15 protein-coding genes are annotated in these 16,567 nt (G+C 42.2%); 8 read left to right on the top strand and 7 right to left on the bottom strand.

Features of this window, described 5'->3' with window-relative positions; translation table 11 throughout:
* Positions 1-9 precede the first annotated feature (9 nt).
* From QUB80_RS09210 to QUB80_RS09200, 3 genes are all read right to left on the bottom strand, one after another.
* Complete coding sequence (locus QUB80_RS09210) at positions 10-354, bottom strand: DUF1815 family protein (protein WP_289789206.1); 345 nt, start codon at positions 352-354, stop codon at positions 10-12.
* Positions 355-1,284: 930 nt separating this feature from the next.
* Positions 1,285-1,503: a DUF2839 domain-containing protein gene (locus QUB80_RS09205; RefSeq protein WP_289789205.1), complete on the bottom strand. Its 219-nt coding sequence runs from the start codon at positions 1,501-1,503 to the stop codon at positions 1,285-1,287.
* A gap of 209 nt (positions 1,504-1,712) precedes the next feature.
* Positions 1,713-3,245 (bottom strand): helicase C-terminal domain-containing protein, encoded by a 1,533-nt coding sequence (locus QUB80_RS09200; protein ID WP_289789204.1) that lies wholly within the window; start codon positions 3,243-3,245, stop codon positions 1,713-1,715.
* Positions 3,246-3,385: 140 nt separating this feature from the next.
* Here QUB80_RS09200 and QUB80_RS09195 point away from each other — a divergent pair, with 140 nt between their 5' ends.
* From QUB80_RS09195 to cofG, 3 genes are all read left to right on the top strand, one after another.
* Positions 3,386-4,351, top strand: a complete 966-nt coding sequence (locus tag QUB80_RS09195) for a M48 family metallopeptidase (RefSeq protein ID WP_289789203.1) — start codon at positions 3,386-3,388, stop codon at positions 4,349-4,351.
* A 520-nt stretch (positions 4,352-4,871) separates the two neighbouring features.
* The gene (locus QUB80_RS09190; RefSeq protein WP_289789202.1) at positions 4,872-5,282 is read left to right on the top strand and encodes a hypothetical protein; all 411 of its coding nucleotides are present in this window, start codon (positions 4,872-4,874) and stop codon (positions 5,280-5,282) included.
* 73 nt (positions 5,283-5,355) lie between these two features.
* Complete coding sequence (gene cofG, locus QUB80_RS09185) at positions 5,356-6,351, top strand: 7,8-didemethyl-8-hydroxy-5-deazariboflavin synthase subunit CofG (protein ID WP_289789201.1); 996 nt, start codon at positions 5,356-5,358, stop codon at positions 6,349-6,351.
* A 602-nt stretch (positions 6,352-6,953) separates the two neighbouring features.
* Here cofG and QUB80_RS09175 read toward each other — a convergent pair.
* Positions 6,954-7,583 (bottom strand): Uma2 family endonuclease, encoded by a 630-nt coding sequence (locus QUB80_RS09175; protein ID WP_289789200.1) that lies wholly within the window; start codon positions 7,581-7,583, stop codon positions 6,954-6,956.
* A 165-nt stretch (positions 7,584-7,748) separates the two neighbouring features.
* Between QUB80_RS09175 and hflX the strand changes: the two genes are divergently transcribed.
* Both hflX and QUB80_RS09165 read left to right on the top strand, forming a co-directional pair.
* Positions 7,749-9,494: a GTPase HflX gene (gene hflX / locus QUB80_RS09170; protein ID WP_289789475.1), complete on the top strand. Its 1,746-nt coding sequence runs from the start codon at positions 7,749-7,751 to the stop codon at positions 9,492-9,494.
* A gap of 253 nt (positions 9,495-9,747) precedes the next feature.
* Positions 9,748-10,476 carry a hypothetical protein gene (locus QUB80_RS09165; protein WP_289789199.1) on the top strand — a complete coding sequence of 243 codons (729 nt, stop codon included), beginning with the start codon at positions 9,748-9,750 and terminating at the stop codon, positions 10,474-10,476.
* Between the two features lie 200 nt (positions 10,477-10,676).
* On the opposite strand, the gene QUB80_RS09160 is transcribed toward QUB80_RS09165, so the two are convergent.
* The gene (locus tag QUB80_RS09160; RefSeq protein WP_289789198.1) at positions 10,677-10,862 is read right to left on the bottom strand and encodes a hypothetical protein; all 186 of its coding nucleotides are present in this window, start codon (positions 10,860-10,862) and stop codon (positions 10,677-10,679) included.
* A gap of 29 nt (positions 10,863-10,891) precedes the next feature.
* Between QUB80_RS09160 and QUB80_RS09155 the strand changes: the two genes are divergently transcribed.
* The 3 genes from QUB80_RS09155 (at position 10,892) to gshB (ending at position 12,595) form a co-directional block, all read left to right on the top strand.
* On the top strand, positions 10,892-11,017 hold the full coding sequence (locus QUB80_RS09155) for a hypothetical protein (RefSeq protein ID WP_289789197.1): 126 nt from the start codon (positions 10,892-10,894) through the stop codon (positions 11,015-11,017).
* Between the two features lie 206 nt (positions 11,018-11,223).
* Positions 11,224-11,496 (top strand): glutaredoxin 3, encoded by a 273-nt coding sequence (gene grxC / locus QUB80_RS09150; RefSeq protein WP_289789196.1) that lies wholly within the window; start codon positions 11,224-11,226, stop codon positions 11,494-11,496.
* A gap of 112 nt (positions 11,497-11,608) precedes the next feature.
* Entirely contained in the window at positions 11,609-12,595 is a 987-nt protein-coding gene (gene gshB, locus QUB80_RS09145; protein WP_289789195.1) for a glutathione synthase, read from the top strand.
* A gap of 751 nt (positions 12,596-13,346) precedes the next feature.
* Here the strand turns inward: gshB and ftsZ are convergent.
* Together ftsZ and QUB80_RS09135 are read right to left on the bottom strand one after the other, a co-directional pair.
* Positions 13,347-14,636: a cell division protein FtsZ gene (ftsZ, locus tag QUB80_RS09140; protein WP_289789194.1), complete on the bottom strand. Its 1,290-nt coding sequence runs from the start codon at positions 14,634-14,636 to the stop codon at positions 13,347-13,349.
* A gap of 1,055 nt (positions 14,637-15,691) precedes the next feature.
* Positions 15,692-16,537 (bottom strand): cell division protein FtsQ/DivIB, encoded by an 846-nt coding sequence (locus QUB80_RS09135; RefSeq protein WP_289789193.1) that lies wholly within the window; start codon positions 16,535-16,537, stop codon positions 15,692-15,694.
* Between the last annotated feature and the right edge of the window lie 30 nt (positions 16,538-16,567).

Genomic DNA, 16,567 nt, shown 5'->3' with positions numbered 1-16,567 from the left:
GCAGTCTAATTAGCAGCGCTTGGCGAGGGTTTTGTTAGCGAGCGGAGGTTGAGTTGGGTACTTGACAATATTTGCTAGTTCTTGTAGCTGATTTACTGCTTCTGCACCCTCTAACTTCATCAATTCGCGATCATCTCGCATTTCTGTCCAGGTAATTCCGTAATCAGAAACCAAAAACCTAATCAGGTGATTTTCTCCCAAGCTCACCATAAACGAAGCACTATTCATTTGGTCGCCACAGGTATAGCAAGACGCAGGATAACCACGCCGCTCAAGTACAATAGCCAAGGCTTGCAGGTTCATTACCAAGTCTTGGACGAATTGTCGATGCTGTTGCGCTAATCTTAGAAACACTAGTTTCCTCCTACCACCACGGTCATGTGATCCCTTTTATATTTTCTTTAGATTTTCTCATTAACTGGTATTGTAAGCTATTCATTACAATTCCCAGGAATAGATAAAGTTGATAAATAGCTACCTAGCTTAAGGTAGTTTATTGCGGCTAGAGGTGCCGTATCAAAATATTCAATTTGCAAAAACAAAATATCAGACAGAACTGCCAAGCCTAATATTATCTTTATACACTTCTATCAGGGCAGATGGTTGCATAAAACAACCCGCTATAAGAGTAACTCATAATTAGCACAAGTCAACAACAGAAAAATCACATATTGCGTTCTAATTGGCAGTTTACAGCCAAGACTCGGAGAATAGTCTAGTTTTACACCATTTCACACGTCTTTTCTGAGCAATTTATATCCGTAGTTGATATGTACTTGATATGATTGCGTGATTAGAAATTACCCAAGTTGTGGTTCAGCTACCCATTGTATCCTGGATAGAGTTTGGTAGATGACCTTGGCAATCTGAGATTTGCAGTGATCTAGTAAAAATCTAGTAACAATTTTACAGAGGTTAACCGTACAGTGATTTTACTTAATCCACTATCTCAAATGTAAAACCCAAATCGTTTGACTTATCCCTGACAATAACTAAACCTTCTTCATCGGTGTTGCCATTTAGGCAGTATTTTTGATTAAGCCATTAAAAAAGTGTAGCTAATTACACTATTCTTTGATAAGAAAAAGAGTTGTAAATTACTTGTTAAATAAAGTAAATTCAAATAAAAATAAATGTATTACTAGTATAAAATAATTTAAATACAGCGATATCACTGAGTGCTTGGTGATTAATATAAATATTTCACAAGGGCAAAAAATCAAATACAAAAGACAGCTCGGTTACCCTAGCTGTCTTTTTTACAAAATCTCGAAATCTCTTAATTCAGACTACTTGCCACCAACCAAAAGCTGGGCCGATAAAACGAATTGTCACCCAAGCTACAACTAAACCACCAATACCAATCCAGGCACCGCGAGTTGTCCATTTCATAAACAGTTCTGCTTGGGATTTAGTAATTGGAACCCAAGGCATAATCCGAGGATCTTGATCCTTGCCGTACTTTTCTCCCAGTGTGGCTTTACGACGCTTTGCTTCACCCATTTGTTTAACCTATATTCAGAAATCAAATCATTTCTAAGGCTGATAATAACGCTTATAGCATTTTGGATTTTGGATTAAAAATTGCTTCTGTGTTCGGGTTTTCTTAATCCTAATTATGATCGCATTTATATTTTTTCATGGATTGGACAAGATAACTGCCCGATAGAGACGGGCAAGTTGCTCAATCTAGTTAACTACGGGGAATTATCCTAGCTAGATTGGGAAAATAAGCTGGGATCAAGATAGTTAATGCGTGCTAAAGGGCTAAGGGCAGCTAAAACTTGAGCGCCATAACTACGGTTAACTACACGGCTATCAAGTAAAGCCACGATTCCTTGATTTTCTCTCGCTGGAGCGATCGCTCGCTGCAATTCGTTCAGGGCAGTTGGCAGCAAATATAAACGAAACCAGTCCTGATGCGATCGCTTATAGTAAGCTACTCTACCAGCCACAAGAGGATTTTCCAGCGATGGCAAGGGTAAGGTAGCAATGACGATTAGCTGAGGTGCAGGCAAATATGCTTGATGCTCTCGCCAAAATTCCCAACCAGTTACTAAAATGCCATTTTCATCCAAACAAGTTTTTTCCACTTGCACCCGCGAACCAAACTCCGAAGCCAAAATTGTCCCTACCTGAGCCTTGAGTGGCACATCTCCCACCAACACAACCGTCAAGCCTGGCGATGTGGCACTTAGACAAACCAGGGTACGAACTTTGTGAATAAAAGCAGCTTGAAATTCCGGAGTATTAGGCAAAGGCAATTGGTATGGTACATACAGTTGAATTGCTTCTGTTTGGCTATCTGAGAATTTCAGACAAGTCAACTCACCCAATCCAAAGCGCTGACGGAAAATTGGAGCTTCTGTCTCCGGTTCTAAAGTATTACCAATTAACACTACCGGTTGTCGTTGCCAAATCGGTGAAAGTATTTTCGCGATTTCAATAGGAACACAATGCAAAGAAAATAAACCTTGTCGGCGAGCAATTGTCGCCCACAATAAGGAAGAGGAAGAAGCAAGCTTTGCATTTACTTTTTGAAATTGCTGCCAAAACTTTTGCCAAGCATCCGGTAAATCTGCTAGCTCCAAAATTGAATAAAGGTGGCTGATGATTTCTACTTCTTGTTGAGAAATTAGATAACACTCGTAGGGATTAGCAGGATGTTGGAATAGTTCATGTGTCAATTGTACTCGCGCAGAACGAATTGCCTCAGCTTGATTAGGACAAGCCAGCATGAGTTGATCCCAATCACTGCTTTCCAAAGTCACGGTGAGTTGCTCGCGCACCCAATCTTCTAAATCGTCTACGCCATCAATAATTGTAGGAATGCCACTAGGAAATTCTTCTTTTTCTGCCAGTTGTGCTTTTAACCAAGCTTGAGGAGAAAGCAACAACAGTCCTTGGAACTCACCACCAGGCCAAGCGTCACCTGTTCTAATTGCCTTACTGACTTGTAGCCACTGTTGAAGGCGGGGAATTTCCACTTTTGTAAGGCGTTGCTGCACATCTTCTGGGGCAACTATAATCACAGGGCCAGGCCACATCAATGCCGAAGCTACGAAGCTTGTACGATAACGTCCTTGATAGCCACACACTGCGCCAACCTGAATTAGGGCGCTACGTTCCAAGCGCAAGGCGCGTGCTACCAACCGTGCCATCGTCAAATGATGGGGCCACGAAGGGAAACCCGCCTGCGATCGCAGGAAGTTATGTAATGATAAATGAACTTCTGCCTCAATCACACGCTTTTCATCCCATACAAAGTAAATTTACCTGTAAAAGCCCCATTACCATTATGTATGTTGTCATTAGTCATCAGTCATTAGTAATTTGTTGTTACCAATGACCCATAACTAGTGAGCGATCCCAATTATCCTGAATTATGCCAACTTATACAGGAATTTCCAGCGAAGCTTTTAGGCATCCTTTAGATCGGCAAGCCGAACAAGCCCTACGCAGTTTCCCAGGTTTTGATTTAATTGCCCGTAAATTTGTGGAATTTGTTTACGAACGCCCCCAGTTAGTTTATCTCATGGGCAACACTATCCAAGTCGGGCCTCGTCAATATTCCACTATTTACCAGATGTTTCGGGAATGCGTGCGGGATTTGGATATTTACCCAGAACCAACACTGTTTGTATCGCAAAATCCCCTTGCAAATAGTTATGCATTGGGGCAAGAGCATCCTTATATAGTCATAAATACAGGGGTCTTAGACTTACTTGACGAAGCCGAAATTAGGGCGGTGTTAGCCCATGAACTGGGGCATATTAAATGTGGTCATACTATTTTAATTCAAATGGCCATGTGGGCGATGAACACTGCTTCTGCCTTGGGTGAATTAACCTTTGGGATCGGTAATTTTGTCAGTAGTGCTTTGATTTATGCTTTTTTTGAATGGCGACGCAAAGCAGAACTAACAGCAGATCGGGCTGCTATGTTAGTGATTGATGACTTAAATACTGTCATGTCATCGATGATGAAAATTTCAGGTGGCAGTATAAAATATGCCAACGAATGCAGCTTACAAGAGTTTATTCAACAATCAGAAAATTATCAGGCTTTAGATGAAGATGGACTCAATCAAATATATAAATTTTTAATCTACAACGGCGCTCAAGGAATGATGCTCACTCATCCCTTTGCTGTGGAACGAGTACATTATCTCAAGGAATGGGCAGGATCAGAAGAATATCAACAAATCAAGAAAGGAAATTATCAGCGATCGCCTGCATCCGGAGCAGTAGATGTGACAGCACAAACTAACCAAAATCAAGAAGTAGAAAATTTGCGGAAAAAAATTGAAGAACTGCAAAGAGAAATTAATAGAATTCAAAGGTCGGAATAATAGGGAACGAGGAATAGGGAACAGAGAACAGTGGGAGAATAGGAGTAGAAAAAAACCTTGTCCCCTTGTCCCCCTCTCTCCTTGTCGAGGGACACTTTCCTCAACGGAGGGAACTCCGCACGGAAGTGTCCTCCCCGCGTCCCCGTATCCCTTCCCCCGTTTCCTTCTGCCTCTCCGAAGCTTTGAGCCTCCTTCGGAGGAGCAACGCTTTTGGAGGAAACCTCCCTCCGGGTACTCTAACGAGAACCCGCTTCGCGTGTACGCAGTCGCCACAAGTCGGGGAACCCTTACTTTCGCTTATCCACTACTCTGCGAGAAGCCGGACTACGTCCGTCTACGTGTCTACGCCAGTCGCCTGTAGAGGAGGACAGTCCGTTGCGGGGGTCTCCCCCGTTGTAGGAACTGTCCGTTGGAAACCCTACCAAGAGCGCTGGCTCACCAAGGCGCTGCTCACCGCACCCTTACGGGAAGTCGCTCCGCGCCTACAAACTTCTCTCTGCCCTCTGCCTTCTAATTAAATATGGCTATCAAACTTACAAAACTACTGTCTGTATTAGCTATTGTTCTTGTTTATATATTTTTTCCCTCAGAACTTGCTTGGGCAGAAATAGCGAAATTTAGCACTAATTCAACTGTAATTTTTGCCCAGATAGCCAACTCATCCCCACAGATGGAGCTGACACCCCAAATGCGCCAACGACTACAAGCTGTACGTCAACGCAGAAATAGGGAAATTATGAAAGTTTTAGATTTTTCCCAAATTAATCAACTCAATCAAAATCTACGGACTGGTGATAATTTTGCTCAAGCTTTAGCAAAGCTAGAATTGCAGGGAGAACAGAAAGAATTAGTAGAGGCGATCGCAAAAATTAGCGACTTGAAAATCAAAAATATTTTATCTCGCTATTCGTTACAAACAATTCAAAAATAATTATTGAGTATAAAAGCTAAGACTGTAGTATTAACTCTTTTTATGCTTTACTGTGGTTAGCAGTACTATTTCCATGCTAAATACTCATTCCCCCTTAGTTACTTATAGTCCTGCTTACACAATCGTTCCTACTTACGAATGTTTTAACCGATGTACCTATTGTAACTTTCGCAGCGAATCGGGTCAAAGTCCTTGGATAACAATAGCAGCAGCAGAAAGTATTCTTCAATCACTTCAGCACCAAAAAATCTGTGAAATTTTAATACTCAGTGGTGAAGTACATCCCCATTCATCGCAGCGTCAAGCGTGGTGTGAGCGGATTTATAAATTGTGCGAATTAGCACTATCATTTGGTTTTTTGCCACATACAAATGCGGGGCCATTGAGTTTTGCGGAAATGCAAAAGCTCAAGAATGTAAACGTTTCTATGGGGTTAATGTTAGAACAGTTAACCCCAGAACTACTTAAAAGCGTGCATAAATTCGCACCAAGTAAAAAGCCAGAAGTCAGACTGCAACAATTAGAATGGGCGGGAGAATTACAGATTCCGTTTACAACAGGTTTGTTATTGGGAATTGGAGAAACTGAAGCTGATTGGTGGGAGACATTAGTAGCGATCGCCAATCTCCACCACCGTTACCATCACATCCAAGAAGTCATCCTCCAACCTCATAGCCCCGGAAATCAGCAAACTTTTGACGCACCACCCTTTGATCCCCATCAACTACCAGAAGTAATTTTTCAGGCACGTCAAATTTTACCCTCAGATATTACTATCCAAATACCGCCAAACTTAGTCAAAGATGAGTGCTGGTTAATCGCTTGTGTAGAAGCAGGCGCAAGAGACTTAGGCGGAATCGGGCCAAAAGATGAAGTGAATCCCGATTATCCTCATCTTCAAAAGCAGGAATTGAGAGAAATTTTACAGCCTGCGGGGTGGGAGTTAGTGCCAAGGCTGCCAGTATATCCGCAGTTTGATAGCTGGTTGTCGGAGGAGTTACAAACAGCAGTGAAGCAGTGGCGGAAACCTCACCCCCAGCCCCTCTCCTTACCAAGGAGAGGGGAGTAGGAATTATTCTTTTCGGTGATAGTTATTTTGTTCATTGCTATTACAAACTTGTGAACGAGGATTAGAACCTCTTTAATGAGGATGAGAACCTCGCTGGCGAGTATTTGAGCTTCGTTAGCGAGTGTTAGAACCTCCTGAGTGAGTATTTGAGCTTCATTAGTGAGTATCAGAATCTCGTAAACGAGTAATTGAGCTTGATTAATGAGTGTTAGAACTTCATTCATGAGTACTTGAGGTTCATGAATCAGTATTTGAACTTCATTCAATAGTATTGAAGCTTAGTTAACGAGTATTTGAATCTCGTTAGCCACCTTTAATTCAAGGAGTTCCCGACTTTAAAGAAGCTGTGGCGAAACTTTCATGAACTTGCTGTAACCTTACAAACTGAGGTAAATCTTCCATTGAATCTTTGTATTCTTCTAAACACAACTCCAAAACTTCTTTGAGATTTTCCTTAAGCTCATCTAAAGTAGCACCCTAAGTATGAGCGCCTGGGATTCCAGGTACAATACCAACATATAATTTTGTTTCAGCATCCCATTCAATATAAGCTGTAAAAATTTTCATAATTAGCTACCTAAAACTGAAAAACTTTCTCTTACTTAAATCTGTTCTCTCACCCAATTCCGAAAATGTCGCGTCATCTCCATCACCCCAACTCTTTGACTTTCCTCTAAAAATTGCGGAATTTCAATTAAAGGTAAATTTGCAAAAGTTGGTGAATGACTGCACTCTACATATTGCCCTTGTTGCAGTTGATATATTCGCAGCACACCTTCGTCGTAGTGCCAAAGTTCTGTAATACATAAAGAAGCATAAACTTGAAATTTATCCAAAGAAGAACTGGTCAAATCTATTTCTACTACTAAATCAGGTGGTGGATCGCTATTCAAGTCAATTTCAAACTTATTCCTCATCTCTGCTTCATTTTGGATATAGTAGCTGCTATCTGGTTCCGTACCACGCCGCAAATCTTCCCGTTTTAGAGTTGTCGAACCTGTAGGAAAAATTTCTAAATTCAACTCTTCCCCCAGCACAAAAATTAAGCGCTCAACTAAACATTTCCAATATTCGTGAGGCAAGAGTGGAGTCATGATTTCTAACGTACCTTGGTCATAGGTAAGTCGAGAGGCTCGCTCCTCTCCCATTTCAGCTAGCATGGTTTCAAAGGTCTGCCAGCTGATGTTTCTCAATACAACCCTTTGTGCCGAAGGAGTGCGTGTAGTTACCATAGCTCTATAGGGTGCAGGGCTTGATTACAAAATAGCGTTAAATCTTGATGATGGGAACAATTATCCATAACGCATCCGCCATTAGTAAGAGTTTTGACACAAAAACAGTATTGTAAAATATAAAAAGTAGGATTCGAGGAACCAGTTTACTGGTAGAAGACGCTTATCGAGACTATCTTCGGTAATCTTCAGGGTTTAAAGTCTAGCCAGCTTAAGCAACTACAGCGGCTGTATCACCAGCGCATTCCGGGCGATCGCATCACAACGTCTGAGTTTGCCCAGCGTTTGGCAGCAATCAGTACTGAAATCAATCAGCCTGTATGTGCCTACCTCAATCGTCGTGGACAAGTTATCCGCGTGGGGGTAGGCACTGTGCGTCAAACGCAAATCCCACCATTAGAATTGCCCCGTTACGGTGCAGAACGACTTAGCGGTATCCGTTGTATCGCCACTCAACTCAAGCCAGATTCACCCAGTGAAGCGGCATTGACAGCGATGGCACTACAGCGTCTCGATGCTCTAGTTGTACTCAACATTACCGGAACAGGATTTCAAAAGCGGGGTGGTGGAGTAACAGGTTACGTCAAAGAAGCTTTTTTGGCACACCTCATACCCCAAGAATCTCGCGTCCTGATCACCAGTCCATCTTCTGCCAAGTTAGAGGCAAGTAAAGTCCAATCTCCTAATTGGAGCGTGTCGCCACCCATGAGTTTGGATGTGCTCTCGCAGCAGGATTTTATCGAAATGGTGGAAGGGCTGGAAGAAGAATTCCAGCGTGAGTTTGTTGCCCAAGAAGTAAGTAGCGATCGCGATCGCGTTGTCATCATCGGGGTAATGACTGATGACATGAGCGCCCAACAATTCCAAGACACTTTGGCGGAATTGGCACGATTAGTAGACACTGCTGGCGGAGAGGTGTTGCAGACTCTCTGGCAGAAGCGATCGCGCATTCATCCCCAAACGGTTGTCGGGGAAGGAAAAGTGCAAGAAATAGCCCTCACCGCCCAAACCTTGGGAGCTAATCTTATTGTCTTTGATCGCGATCTTTCACCTTCCCAAGCTCGTAACCTAGAAACTCAAATCGGTATCCGAGTAGTTGATCGCACTGAAGTAATTTTAGATATTTTTGCCCAACGTGCTCAGTCCCGTGCAGGTAAGCTGCAAGTAGAACTGGCACAGTTGGAATATATGCTGCCACGACTGGCGGGTAGAGGTCAGGCAATGTCCCGACTTGGTGGTGGTATTGGTACTCGTGGTCCTGGCGAAACTAAACTAGAAACTGAACGACGTGCCATTGGACGTCGTATTTCCCGCTTACAGCAAGAAGTTAACCAACTACAAGCCCATCGAGATCGGTTACGCCAGCGACGGCAACATCGAGAAATTCCCTCAGTGGCGATCGTTGGTTATACCAATGCTGGCAAGTCTACTTTGCTGAATGCTCTCACTAACGCCGAGGTTTACACAGCCGATCAGCTGTTTGCTACCCTCGATCCAACCACACGCCGCTTAGTGGTTCCCCATGCAGCAACTGAACAACCCCAAGAAATTCTAGTAACAGATACAGTAGGGTTCATCCACGAACTACCTGCATCTCTGATGGATGCCTTCCGCGCCACTTTAGAGGAAGTTACAGAAGCTGATGCCTTATTGCATCTGGTAGATTTATCTCATCCAGCGTGGTTAAGTCACATTCGCTCTGTGAGGGAAATCTTGGCACAAATGCCAGTAACACCAGGTCCCGCAGTCGTCGCTTTTAATAAGATTGACCAAGTAGACAGCGATACCCTCGCTCAAGCACGAGAAGAGTTTCCTTTAGGGGTGTTTCTTTCTGCGCGTCAACGTTTGGGCTTAGAAACCTTACGTCAGCGCTTAGGTCAACTAGTTCAGTACGCGGTAGATTATAGGTAAATAAATTAACAATTTTTCTTCCATCTCTAAATTTAATTACTCAGTAGCAATACTGAGTTTTTTAATATTATGAAGCCAAAAAAAAAGTGTTTTTAAATCTAAAACTGTATTATAGACAACTTCTATATCAGTACTTAGGATTGGATAAGACTCATTCATAGGGTGCTTTTAACATCAACTGGGTAGCGATTTATTACATTCTCTTTTTTACTTATTGAGTCTCACCATTGTGTTTTCTAAGTGCTGAATTAACATGAAAAATTTCTTTTCAATGTCGGCAGTACCATCCTTTTTGGCTGCTACTACCGTTGTATTAGCTGCCGCTATCTTTGCTCCTGCCAATGCCGCTTCTTTGTCTTTTACCATCGATGACTTCACAGGTTATGATACTAGAGTGAAGTTTACCTTGGACGATCAAATAGCAGGAGCGGGTAAAGTCCAATTTAAAGTAGATTATCTGGCGACTGGCAGCAACACCATCGCCGATATACGCGGTATTTTCTTCAACATTTTGGACGACTCGCTTCTTAGCGGTATGCAAGTCACAGGTACGGATGTAACAGCCAGTAAATTTGGCCCTGCTGGGACAATTACCTCTGTTGGCAGTAGTAGCAACAATCTTAATGGCAGTGGTAATCAGAAGAATTTCTTTGATGCTGGGGTAGAAATAGGTAAGGAAGGTATTGGGGGAAATAAAGGCGACATTCAATCAACCACTTTTACCTTATCTCACATATCAAAAGCTTTAACTCTGGCTCAGTTTTCTGAGCAAAATTTTGGAGTGCGTCTGATGAGTGTAGGCTCTGGAAATAGTCGTGAAGGAAGTAGCAAACTCAAAGGCACAGCCCCTTACTATACTCCTCCTCCACCCCCCCCTAAGAAGGTACCCGAACATAGTACAACCGTTGCTCTCGGTTTATTTGCTGCCACAGGTACTTGGCAACTGATGAAGAAAAAGAAACAGTTTATTTCTCAGACTTAAACAACACTATTCAATTTACATTGACCTTGATGATAGAGGCTTAGGAGTGTATCAGCACTTTTAAGCCTATTTTTTTAGAACAGGGTATAGGGAACAGGGAACAGGGAATAGAGGACAGGGGGACAAACAGACAAGGGGAAAAGGGGACAAGGAGAGTGGAAGCTGAGGAAGCTGGGGGGCAGGGGAGATGGGGAGAACTACTAACTACTAACCACTGTACGGGCGGGTTTAGAAGATAAATTATCAGTTTGAACGGCAAGATTATCCATAAAACCCGCACGGCAGTCGCACTCGACGCGCTTAACCCGACGCCAGGTGACGCCAGTCGCTACAACGTGCTTAACCCGACGCCAGGTGCTACAACGCGGGGAACCCGCGCAACGCACTGGCTCCGCAAGGGCGCACTGGCTCCTTTATGCCGGGGAACCCTTACTTTCGCTTATCCACTACTCTGCGAGAAGCCGGACTACGTCCGTCTACGTGTCTACGCCAGTCGCTACAAGTCGGCACTAGACGCGTTCGCCGTCAGGCGTTGCGTTAGCTAGCGGCTACCCTCCGGGTAGCCGCTAGGGCGCGCTGGCTCACCACCGCACTGGCTCCGCAAGGGCGCGCTGCCTCCCCTACTAACAAATGACAAATGACCAATGACAAATCCCTCCCAACACCGTTGATAAAAATAGGATAAAGTCCCCACAGCTAACGACAACATTCTAAAATTAAGAATTATTACGCTCAATTGAGGAAGTTATGGCTGCTAAAGTAGAAATTTACACTTGGAGTACTTGCCCGTTTTGTATCCGTGCCAAAAGCTTGTTGAAGAAAAAAGGAGTTGAATTCATCGAATATGGTATCGATGGAAATGAGGCAGCGCGGAATAAAATGGCTCAAAGAGCAAATGGAAGGCGTTCTCTACCACAAATATTTATCAATGATCGTCACGTTGGTGGTTGTGACGATATTTATGCTTTAGATGCTCAAGGTAAGCTAGATCAGCTACTTGCTTCTAGCAATAGTGTTTAGGATTGCAAGAGTCGCGATCGGGTTTTTCTGCAAAAGCGATCGCCAAGAAGCTAAATCATCAAGGGATAATTAAAAGTGATCTTGGAAGTTGCTGGCAATTGAGGCAGAAAGCGTGAAACTGGCTTTTATTATCGACCCCATCTCTACTCTTGACCCATGCCATGATACCAGCGTTGCCTTGATGGAAGCAGCGCACATTATGGGACACGAAGTTTGGATTGCCCCAATTAACTCGTTAAGTGTTGTAGAAGGTAAAGCTTGGGCAATCTTAGAACGTGTTGAGCTTGTGCCTATAGAACTAGTAGAAGGACGCTGGGTGGCGGCAAACCCTTGGTACAAGTTGAGTGATCGCACATTTCTTTGTCTGGAAACAATGGATGCCGTGTTTATGCGGACAGATCCACCAGTTACAGTTCCCTACCTCTATGCCACTTATATTCTGGACTACATAGATCAAAACAAAACTTTGGTGATTAATAATCCCAGTGGGATTCGAGCGGCAAACGAAAAAATGTATGCCCTTCAGTTTAGTAAAGTAATTCCAGAAACTATCGTTACGGCAGATAAGCAGATTATTCGGCAATTTGTGGAAGCCAAAGGGACGGCGGTTCTTAAACCTCTGGGTAACAAAGCTGGCGAAGGAATTTTAATTTTGCAACCGAGCGATCGCAACTTCAACTCTATGATCGAACTTAGTACTCTCCAAGGTCGGGTACCTATTATGGTGCAAGAGTTTATACCAGATGCCAAAGAAGGAGATAAGCGAATCATTCTACTCAATGGCGAACCGATTGGTGCCGTTAACCGTCTTTCAGCTGCTGGTGAATTTCGCAACAATATGGCTACTGGTGGCACAGTCGCCAAAACCGTCATTACTCAAAAAGAACATGAGATTTGCTTGGAATTAGCCGCAACTTTACGTCAAGATGGGTTAATTTTTGTCGGAATCGACGTTATTGGTGGCTATCTAACCGAAGTTAACGTTACAAGTCCCACAGGAGTACGCGAAATTGACCGACTGGATGGCACTCGTCTTGGTCATGAAGTGATTAAATGGATTGAGCAGGCTCTACACAGTCGAAATAGAAAATTAAAATAATTTATATTTGATTCTTGCTTGTCATTCTTTGCGTATGGATACCAATTTACGTATAAAACTGAAACTTACCTGCGCAAACTCTATCAGTTAGCTGCTCTAAATTGCTGACCAGAAAATTACTATCAACTCATAGTCGGTTGACTCCCTGGTTTTCTACGGTCAGCCTTCTTTATTTAATGCTTGACACAAAATTACAATCATGTTTATCTTAGCTACTTTGCTAAAAGTGGGCTTTGTTTTGCTAGGGTTACATCTACATAATTTCTTTTGACCTAACAAAAGTTAATCAGTGACAACAGATTGAAATTTACAGCGTCAATAAACGCTGCAATTTAGCCCATCTGGTAGGAAATGACTTAGTCTTTAAAGATGACAAAATTAATGTCTATTCAGATTAAGAACTGTGCCGATTCCAACAATAGACAGGCATCGTTGAAAACATAGACTATGTACATATAGGAATCTCGCCTTCATGGTTGGGTAAAATTTCCCCTACTCAGACAAGTGATTATGGGGCTAGAAGAGAAACTTCATTGTCAAAACTGTCCTTGCTTGTTGTACCAAAAGAACTAGCAATATCCAATTAAGTGAACTTTTGTCCAATAATTTTGGTATGTTTGCAGCCGAGAAAAATTTTGCCAGCAATTGACAACTGAGGGATGGCACTAAGTAGCTTATCCCTGCCCCTGGTAAAAAAAATGATATTTTAATAGAATGGCTATAAGCTAGCAAAAAAGCAGTTATTAACAACTTAATTGCGTGGCGGTCGTCGATTTCGCAAAAAGTCAGGAATATCCAAAATTGATTTTTCTTTCGGCTCTGGAACTTGAGTAGGAGGATTAGCTGCTGGAGGTTGTGGCATTGGGCGTCTTGATTGTGGGGGTTGTACTACCCGATTTTGGGTGACGTTTGGTTGTTGTGCTGTTTGCACTTCACCTGTAAATCCAGTCGCAATGACAGTCAGTCTAACTTCGCCTTGAAGCCTATCGTCAATCACTGCTCCAAAGATAATATTGGCGTTCGGATCAACAACTTCATAGATGGTTTCTGCTGCTGCGTTTACCTCATGAAGAGTCAAGTCACTACCACCAGTAATATTAAAGACGACACCTCTGGCTCCCTCAATTGAACTTTCAAGTAATGGTGAAGATATCGCAGCGATCGCTGCTTCCCTAGCTCTCGATTTTCCAGAACCAATTCCGATCCCCATCAGAGCCGATCCCGCATCTGCCATCACTGCTCGTACATCTGCAAAGTCAACGTTGATCAAACCGGGGATCGTGATGATATCAGAGATGCCTTGCACACCTTGCCGCAGCACATCATCTGCGTAACGAAAAGCCTCCTGCATGGGTGTTTGTTCTGGGATCACTTCTAAAAGCTTGTTGTTAGGGATAATAATCAATGTATCTACACGACTTTTCAGCCCTTCAATACCTTGCTCTGCTTGACTAGTGCGACGACGTCCTTCAAAAATAAATGGACGTGTTACCACACCAACAGTGAGAGCACCCATTTCTTTTGCTACTTCCGCCACAATTGGTGCTGCACCAGTTCCAGTTCCACCCCCCATGCCAGCAGTGATAAAAACTAAGTCTGCACCTTCTAAAGCGGTTGCAATCTCATCGCGCGACTCCTCAGCAGCTTTTTGCCCGATAGCAGGATTACCACCTGCTCCTAAACCACGAGTAAGTTTCTGCCCAATTTGTAAGCGACTCGGAGCTGCTGCCAGAGTTAAAGCTTGGGCATCGGTGTTAATAGACCAAAACTCTACTCCAGAAACATCAGAAGCGATCATGCGATTAACGGCATTGCTACCACCACCACCAACACCAATCACTTTGATATTGGCAACTCGGCCTGGAACAATATCACCGATTCGGGTATCTTCGTTAGGAATCTTCTTGCTGTCATTGTTTTGCCCAAAGTTCAACCCTGAGTGATTAAAGGGATTAGCAGAGTTTACTGCCAGCGAGAAAGCAGACTGTCCTGGAGACTGAGAGTTTCTATAGGTAAGCCCTTGGTTATTATCAAGTGTCATTGGATTCACAAAGGTAGATAAACGACTTTTTAAGGTGTTATTCACCTAAGAGTCAACTATAGTTTGACGTTGCCACAATCTGTAGCATTGTTCTTTCTTGTTCTCACTAATTCCAACCCTTTCAGGATTGGAGGCGCGAAAATTTACTATGAGATCAGTGAGCAAGGCACCTGTTTGCCCAGCTAATTCTAGAGAAGTATACCCATATTTACCTGAAATTGACCTGTATAACTTCCGCCGGCCATTAACATCTTCACTGCTTTTTTGCTGATTTTGCCCGGTATGCCTTCGGTAATTCCAATAACATCTCCTTGTTGCTACTGGTAATTTACACGGCCCATTAATTTTACAGTAGTTAATTTTGTTTTTTTCTTTACTCACAATAATTACTAGTGTTTTTGTATAAAGTATTGAGAAATTAACTAAACCAAGAGCTATTACAAAGTAATTATTTATTGCTTTTGATAGCTTTTAAATTTTACCCGTAATATTTTCGTTTCTCTTTATACACTTTTCACAGTAAAAAGTATTTCAGTACGTAATAACTACTTATATTACTTGTAAATATATATTACTTGCTAAAACACGCCAAGACACATCTTGCCTGTCTTAATAATATGTTCAATTGGATTCCTCAATCAGGAGGATAGCAACTTAAAAATACAGAAATTTTTTTATTTTTACCTACCCTTCAACTAAAAAAACAAAAAACTAATTCGATTTGGTATTTATCACCCGGTTAATTGAGCTTTGATTAGCTTTACTTACACCTAAACTTAGCTAAACACATACCTTAAATACTCCTGTAGGTTCTCTACATAAATTGAAAAAGTGCATAAAGTTGCACGTTCTCATTTAGGTTTTGGGGCATAAACAACAAGAGCTTTTTTGGTAAAATTAGAGATATTTTGTGATGATTCTTCACTATTCTAATTAGAAGTTGGTGCTGATTATTGCATGGAGTGCTATACAAGCAAAATTAATAAATAAGATTTATCAGCATAAAACTTCTTTATTAATTAGAAGTCTTTTCTACATTAAAAATACAAATGTTTTTAGGGAGTCCTGGAATTAATTTTTCTTTGAGTTTGGTTCATTTGTACTATAGGATGATCTGGGTTTTTCAAATCTATATAATCTATTTGATTGGGACTGAGTTGTAAGGGTAAATGGCGCATCTGAGCTAGTAATTTGATTTGTTCAGGTAACCGGGAACTAGGAACACCGAAATGTACCTTACCTATTTCTGTTTTCAAAATTAAATTCGTTGGATCTTGCCAATCAATCTCTATTACTTTTACAGCAGATTGACTTACAGCGAGATATAGTTCAGCCCAGTAAGAACGGTAGTGTTCTGGCGAGCCAATGACTTTTAAAGACGGTACTTTCACTGTGGAATTGAGTGAAGTAAATTGTTCTAAAGGCATGACTACTCCATGAGCATCTAGTAAACTCACAGATAATTTTTTGTTGTCATTAGTATTTTTTGCCTGTTCTCGATGCATTTGAGCAACTGCCACAGGTATTCTTTCGTGAATTTGCACTACTAATCCGGGAGGAAAAAGACGACGAGTTACGATCGCCTGTGCGATAGTCGGTTGCTGCTGCAATGAAGATGCAATTCGAGATGGTTGGATTCGCCACAAAGACTGAGGATAAGAGAGCTTCAAAAAAGACTCTACAGTCTCATCCGAAAGTAATTGATTACCCGAAATTACTATGTCATCGGGATTTTTGAGAACCCAAATTGGTTGAAGCGTTACCCACAGCAAACTACTTGCCAAACCAGTAACGGCGAGAGATCGCCAAATAGCTTGAAAAATTTTTGCTTGCCGCTTTTGACGTAGTTTCTTACGCCGCCCGGCTAGAACTTTACGAGAAACTGATACTATACCAGCCATTCAAACCTCTTCCACACTTTATTGCAAATT

It is taken from the genome of Chlorogloeopsis sp. ULAP01, from assembly GCF_030381805.1.
Classification (GTDB): domain Bacteria; phylum Cyanobacteriota; class Cyanobacteriia; order Cyanobacteriales; family Nostocaceae; genus Chlorogloeopsis.
Note: the sequence above shows the minus strand (reverse complement) of the source record. Positions and strands in the feature narration are given on the sequence as shown.

What these genes read in the sequence shown, in the direction of transcription:
- grxC (WP_289789196.1), top strand. Translation starts at nt 11,224, where the DNA reads ATGGCTGCTAAAGTAGAAATTTACACTTGGAGTACTTGCCCGTTTTGT.
- QUB80_RS09175 (WP_289789200.1), bottom strand. Translation starts at nt 7,583, where the DNA reads ATGGTAACTACACGCACTCCTTCGGCACAAAGGGTTGTATTGAGAAAC.
- QUB80_RS09205 (WP_289789205.1), bottom strand. Translation starts at nt 1,503, where the DNA reads ATGGGTGAAGCAAAGCGTCGTAAAGCCACACTGGGAGAAAAGTACGGC.
- QUB80_RS09165 (WP_289789199.1), top strand. Translation starts at nt 9,748, where the DNA reads ATGAAAAATTTCTTTTCAATGTCGGCAGTACCATCCTTTTTGGCTGCT.
- cofG (WP_289789201.1), top strand. Translation starts at nt 5,356, where the DNA reads ATGCTAAATACTCATTCCCCCTTAGTTACTTATAGTCCTGCTTACACA.
- QUB80_RS09190 (WP_289789202.1), top strand. Translation starts at nt 4,872, where the DNA reads ATGGCTATCAAACTTACAAAACTACTGTCTGTATTAGCTATTGTTCTT.
- QUB80_RS09155 (WP_289789197.1), top strand. Translation starts at nt 10,892, where the DNA reads ATGCCGGGGAACCCTTACTTTCGCTTATCCACTACTCTGCGAGAAGCC.
- QUB80_RS09195 (WP_289789203.1), top strand. Translation starts at nt 3,386, where the DNA reads ATGCCAACTTATACAGGAATTTCCAGCGAAGCTTTTAGGCATCCTTTA.
- QUB80_RS09135 (WP_289789193.1), bottom strand. Translation starts at nt 16,537, where the DNA reads ATGGCTGGTATAGTATCAGTTTCTCGTAAAGTTCTAGCCGGGCGGCGT.
- ftsZ (WP_289789194.1), bottom strand. Translation starts at nt 14,636, where the DNA reads ATGACACTTGATAATAACCAAGGGCTTACCTATAGAAACTCTCAGTCT.